The organism is Actinacidiphila sp. bgisy160 (assembly GCF_057707815.1).
In genome coordinates, this window is sequence record NZ_JBYIQW010000113.1 from 1 (window position 1) to 5415 (window position 5415).

Sequence of the window (5415 nt, forward strand, 5' to 3'; positions counted from 1 at the left end):
AAGAGGAGTCCGATCCGGCCGGTCCCCGGCGAGCGTGTCCGTCCGCTCACAGCGAGCACTCTGGGACGGCCGGTGCGAGTTCGCGGTACCGGCTGCGGTGGAAGATGAGCGGTTCTCGTCCGGGGTCCGCCCCGACGGTGAGGACCCGGCCGACGGCGAGGGTGTGGTCGCCGCCGTCGTACTCGTTCCACAGTTCACATGTGAGCCAGGCGCACACATCCTGCAGCAGGGGCGCTCCGCCGGCCCCCGGCGACCACGGAACCCCGTGGAACTTGTCGGCTCCCGAGCGCGCGAACGCGGCGCTCGTCGCGGCCTGGCCGGCCGAGAGGACGTTGACCCCGAAGGCGCCCGCCTCCCGGACGAGCGGCCAGGTCCGCGACGTGCGCGCCGGTGCGAAGGCGATGAGCAGGGGATCGAGTGACAACGAGACGAAGGACTGGCAGGTGAGACCGATCGGGCCAGTGGGCCCGTCGGCCGTGACAACGAGGACTCCGGACGCGAAGTGCCCGAGCACCTCGCGCACGGCGCTGTTGGTGGCCGCGGGGACGGCGAGCTGGGACATGGTTCCTCTTTCGTCCCGGGTGAGCGGCGCTCGCCCGGAGGGATACGGGCCGCGGAGCCGCGGCCAGGTCCACGACTCAGACCATCGGGCTGACCGGCCGCTCGTCGCCCACCAGCGCCCTCCCGTACATCTCCTTGGCGAGCCCAGGGTTGAGGGTGGGGTGCCGGGATCCGGTCTCCAGGTCGCGCCAGTGACGCTGCATGGTCTTGGCGAGCGAGAAGCTGCCTGCCCCGCTCACCGTCAGCAGCGACTGCACCGCCTGGCGCAGACACGCCGAGGCGTGCCCGGCGTCCATGCGCACCCGTGCGCGCTCCAGCAGCGTGGAGGTGCTCCCCGTGTCCGCCGCCGCACCGATGAACTCGGCCGAGCGCATCAGGTGCAGTTCGGCGGAGTCGATCAGCGTGGCCGCCTCGGCGAGCGCAGCCTGCACGCTGGGCGAGTCGCCTAGCCGGGCGTGCAGGGACATCGCCATCGGCTTGCCCCCGTCGACGGCCTCCAGGGTGAGCTTCAGAACCGCGCGCGCGATCCCCAGCAGCGGTCCCATGGAGACGATCGTCATCGACCCCGGCGCGATCCGGTACAGCGGCTCTTCGGGCAGGCCCTTGCCCTGGACGACGTCCATGAAGCGCCGAAGCCGGTGGTGCGGGACGAACACCTCCTCACCGACCAGGGTGTCGCTGCCGGTGCCGCGCAAGCCCGCCATGTCCCAGGTCCGGCGGATGGTGAGCGACGACACCGGGACCAATGCCAGCCCCCGCTCGGGCACGACTCCCCGGGCGCCGGGCAGCGGGACGCCGAGGAGGGCCCACTCGGCCTGATGTGATCCCGACGCCCACGACCAGGAGCCGGAGACGACCACCCCGCCCTCCACCGGACTGGACGAGGTCCCCGTACTGCCGAACACGCCGCACATGGGCACGTCGGGGCTCTCGCCCCACAAGTCGTACCGGGCCTGGTCGCCGAAGGACGCGGCGATCTGCTGCGCGACGTAGGAGACCATCACAACCCAGGCGCTCGAGGGACAGGCGAGCGCCAAGTCGGCCGACACCTGGAGGGCGGCGGCGGGAGACAGTTCATGGCCGCCGAAACGCTGGGGCACGCCGAGGCGGAACAGCCCCGCCTCCCGCAGCGCCCGCGTCGCCTCGGGCGTCAGCCGGCTCTCGCGCTCGGCGGCGTTCGCGTGACCACGCAGCACGGGCGCGATCGCGCGGCTCGCCTCTATGAGCTCCCGGGTCGGATCGGGGAGCGTGGCACGCTCCTCAGTGGTCAGCACAGGCATCATGGCTCCAGGGAAGACTAAACGGACCCAAGGGTCCGCCTCTGCTGTCCACTATAACCGAACCCGTGGGTCCGTTTAGGCCGCGCCCTCGGCGGCGGGACGCAAGACGAAGGCGCGGCAGCAAAGGCACCACCCGAGACAGGACAATGGACGGATGAACCCGGCGCAGACGACCCCGCAGAACACCTCGCAGGCGGCCCCCCGCAGGAGGGTCGACGCCCGCCGCAACCACGACCGCGTATTCGCGGCGGCCCTCGAGGTCTTCGGGCAGCTCGGTCTGCAGGGCACCGTGCCGCAGGTGGCCGAACGTGCCGACGTGGGCAAGGCCACGGTGTACCGCAGCTACCCGACCAAGGAGGACCTGGTGGAGGCGGTCGTACAGCATCGGCTGGCAGAACTCGACCGGGCCACAGAACCCACCATGGCGCGGGTCGACACGGCACACGCCTTCAGCACGTACGTGATCCTGCTCTTCGAGAACCTGGCCCGGGACCGATTGCTGTCGGAGGCGTTCGCGGAGGGGCGGTCGACGGCGCACATCGCCTCCCTGGTCGACCGGCTGGTCGGCCTCATGGAGGCGGCCAAGACCGCCGGGCTGGTCCGCGCGGACGCCTCGGCGCTCGACCTGCGCGTGGTGCTGTGCGGCATGTGTCTGCAACTGGTCAACCTGGCGGTGCGGGACCCGGCCCTGTGGCGCAGGTACGCCGAACTGACGCTCCAGGCGCTGCGGCCCTGACCCCTCCCGGTCGGGGCTCTTACGGGTCGCGGACCGCGCAACGGGCTGGGAGCGGCGCCCTTCGCCCGGATCACGCCACGGCTCCCACACGCCCTTGGCGCCCTCTCGTCGGCTTCCGACGGCAGTGGGTAAGCGGACGGCGCGCCGTGACGCGCCCCGGACATACCCAAGCTCGCCCCTGGATGATCAATTCCAAGGGTCAGTGAATCCCTACTCTCCCCGGCCGGCGGAAAGGAGCTGGAAGTCGACGACGACGCAACCAACCTGTCCGTCATCGGTGCGGCCGATCCAGACGGGGTAGGCCGGTCGCCCTGGCCGGCGCGGAAGGCGATGAGGCCGACTCCAGCACCCGCTTGGTCAGCTGCTGCAGCAGCCCGCCCTCACCGGTCAACTGCAGGCCGCTCGCGCGGGCCCGGTCGACCAGCTGCCCGATCAACTGATCGTTCAGCACGTCCGCAGACAGCTCGACCGGCCGGACCTCTTCAACCGCCTCAACAGAGGCAGTCACGTCGCTCATCAGGTGTTTTTCCTTGATCGGGAGTTACACCGTTCTTTTTACAGTCCCGATCATGGTCGAGCGGCAGGGTGCCTTCGTTCGGGGGATGTCCTGGATGTGTGCATGCACGCTGGAGAGCCGATCAGCTGGCCCGTGAGGTGCGCAGATTCTCCCGATCCGATCGGGCTACGGGGCCATGACGAGCCGGCTGTGCCCGTCGCCCCAGCAGGCGACGGGCACGGAACCTCGGCCCTGGGATAACGGACACACCGCGAACCATCACGCTCGCGTCCAGCCCTGCGCCGTGGCAGGCCCCCTGCTAACAGCAGACCGGGGCCCCGATCTGCAAGCGTCGACCGAAGGCTAGGGACACGGTGATCGGACACGGCGCTGTCGGGTCGCGTTTGGAGTGGCGCCGGCAACGATGGACAGTGATACACGCTGGTCTCATAGACTGAGCGGGGTCACCTCAGGACCATTGCTGCTTCGAGGGAGGTACGCCGTGACTGCTGACATGATTGCGCCGGAGTGGATGCACACACCGATCACCGCGGCGCAGTACGACTCCTGGTCTGCGGAGCAGTGCAGGGGCATCGAGATTGTGGACGGGATGGTCGTGGTGAGTCCGAGCGCGTCCAAACGCCACAATCGCCTGGCCCGATTCCTGGCCAATGCCCTGGATGCTGCGGCGTCGCCGGAATGGAATGCCGACACGGACTTTGATGTCCGACTGCAGGATGTTCCGCTGACGAACCGCCGCCCCGACGTCGTGGTCTACCGGGCGGACACGATCGACATCACCCCCACGAGGCCGGAGCATGTGCTCCTGGTCGTGGAAGTGGTCTCGCCGGGCTCGGAGACCACGGACCGTATCGTGAAGATGGAGCAGTACGCCAAGGCGGGGATCTCCTTCTATTGGCGTGTGGAGCAGACAGCCAACGGGGTCCCGCTGGTGTATACCTACCTGCTCGACCCGGCGGCCGGGGTCTACCGGGACGGGGACGTCTTCACCGACGTCGTCAAAACCGCGGTTCCCTTCCCCCTTGAGATCAGCCTCAGCTCGATCTGACCTGGGCGGCACTGCCACCACCTGATCACAGCATGCATGCGGGACAGGTCGTCTATGCGCCGCCATTCGGACGCCCAGGCGTGACCCCGAACGGAGACCGAAAGTCGCTCACCTGTGCTTCAGGTCGGCGCGTGGCCGGTGACTGCCCGATGCTGGTCGGAACCCCACACGAAGGTCGTGACCTTCCGTGTCGGCCCCTCCGGGGAACCGGTCCCCAGCGTGGGCGGGGCCCCTGGGGGCCCTGCGGTTTGCGGACCAGCGGCGACGGTGACGCGCACCCCGCCGTTCAGCAACGACCTCCGCACGGACCGAACCAACCCTTCGCGACGACGGCGTCGCCGGGGTGCAGGCCGACAGCACCGTGATCCACAACCTCTGCATCGCTTCAGGGGCTCCCCACTCGTTGCCGTACTACGCGGTGGATGCCGCGATCTGCCGGGCGAGCCTGCGATGAGCGGTCGGTCCCGACTGCTCCCCTCGTGCGGAGACCGGCACTGCGACATCGTCGTGTGCTGAAGCCATCAGCCTCAGGATCGGAAGAAGACCTTATGCCGGCACAAATTGCCACCTGGTGAGACAGCCATAACCTTGAATCATGGCTATAGCAACGATCAGTCCCGTTACGGGCGAGGTCCTCAAGAGCTTCGATAAAATCACCCCCGATGAACTCGAAGACAAGCTTGCCCCGGGCGACGGCTGCTGCCGCGGCATATCGGTTGACAGCACCCGAGCAGCGAGCGGGATGGATGGGGCAAGCGGCTGACCGTCTGGAGAATGAGTCCGATGCCGTCGCCCGACTGCTGACCACGGAGATGGGAAAGACGCTCAAGGCAGCCCGAGAGGAAGTGGCCAAGTGCGTGCTGGGGCTGCGGTTCTACGCTGCCGAGGTCCCGGGGTTCCTGCAGGACCGTCAAGGGGACGGCCAGAGCGTCGTCGGTGCCAAGCAGACGTACGTCACCTACCAGCCGCTCCGCGTGGTTCTGGCGGTGATGCCGTGGAACTTCCCGCTGTGGCAGGCCATGCGTTTTGCCGCGCCGGCTCTCATGGCCGGCAACGTCGGATTGCTCAAGCACGCCTCCAATGTGCCGCAGACCGCGTTGTACATGGAGCGGCTCTTCCACGACGCGGGATTCCCCGACGATGTTTTCCAGACCTTGCTGATCTCTTCGGGAAGGGTGGAGCAGGTGCTGCGGGACAGGCGGCTGGCCGCCGCGACGCTGACCGGCAGCGAACCTGCGGGGCGGTCGGTGGCCACGATCGCCGGGGATGAGAT

The 5415-nt window shown here is 68.6% G+C and carries 4 protein-coding genes and 2 pseudogenes; 3 read left to right on the top strand and 3 right to left on the bottom strand.

From position 1 onward, the window contains the following. Window positions 1-46 precede the first annotated feature (46 nt). Both AC3EUJ_RS36900 and AC3EUJ_RS36905 read right to left on the bottom strand, forming a co-directional pair. Window positions 47-562 (bottom strand): flavin reductase family protein, encoded by a 516-nt coding sequence (locus tag AC3EUJ_RS36900; RefSeq protein ID WP_431969330.1) that lies wholly within the window; start codon window positions 560-562, stop codon window positions 47-49. 76 nt (window positions 563-638) lie between these two features. Then, window positions 639-1844 (bottom strand): acyl-CoA dehydrogenase family protein, encoded by a 1206-nt coding sequence (locus AC3EUJ_RS36905; RefSeq protein WP_431969332.1) that lies wholly within the window; start codon window positions 1842-1844, stop codon window positions 639-641. A 151-nt stretch (window positions 1845-1995) separates the two neighbouring features. On the opposite strand from AC3EUJ_RS36905, the gene AC3EUJ_RS36910 reads away from it, so the two are divergent. Further along, window positions 1996-2577: a TetR/AcrR family transcriptional regulator gene (locus tag AC3EUJ_RS36910; RefSeq protein WP_431969334.1), complete on the top strand. Its 582-nt coding sequence runs from the start codon at window positions 1996-1998 to the stop codon at window positions 2575-2577. A gap of 334 nt (window positions 2578-2911) precedes the next feature. Here AC3EUJ_RS36910 and AC3EUJ_RS36915 read toward each other — a convergent pair. Beyond that, a pseudogene (locus AC3EUJ_RS36915) lies at window positions 2912-3094 on the bottom strand (IS256 family transposase); the annotation flags it as partial. Window positions 3095-3575: 481 nt separating this feature from the next. On the opposite strand from AC3EUJ_RS36915, the gene AC3EUJ_RS36920 reads away from it, so the two are divergent. Together AC3EUJ_RS36920 and AC3EUJ_RS36925 are read left to right on the top strand one after the other, a co-directional pair. Further along, window positions 3576-4142: a Uma2 family endonuclease gene (locus tag AC3EUJ_RS36920; RefSeq protein WP_431969336.1), complete on the top strand. Its 567-nt coding sequence runs from the start codon at window positions 3576-3578 to the stop codon at window positions 4140-4142. Window positions 4143-4737: 595 nt separating this feature from the next. After that, window positions 4738-5415 (top strand): annotated as a pseudogene (locus AC3EUJ_RS36925) (aldehyde dehydrogenase family protein); the annotation flags it as partial.

Coding starts and splice junctions, on each gene's coding strand:
- AC3EUJ_RS36900 (WP_431969330.1), bottom strand. CDS start 562: ATGTCCCAGCTCGCCGTCCCCGCGGCCACCAACAGCGCCGTGCGCGAG.
- AC3EUJ_RS36905 (WP_431969332.1), bottom strand. CDS start 1,844: ATGATGCCTGTGCTGACCACTGAGGAGCGTGCCACGCTCCCCGATCCG.
- AC3EUJ_RS36910 (WP_431969334.1), top strand. CDS start 1,996: ATGAACCCGGCGCAGACGACCCCGCAGAACACCTCGCAGGCGGCCCCC.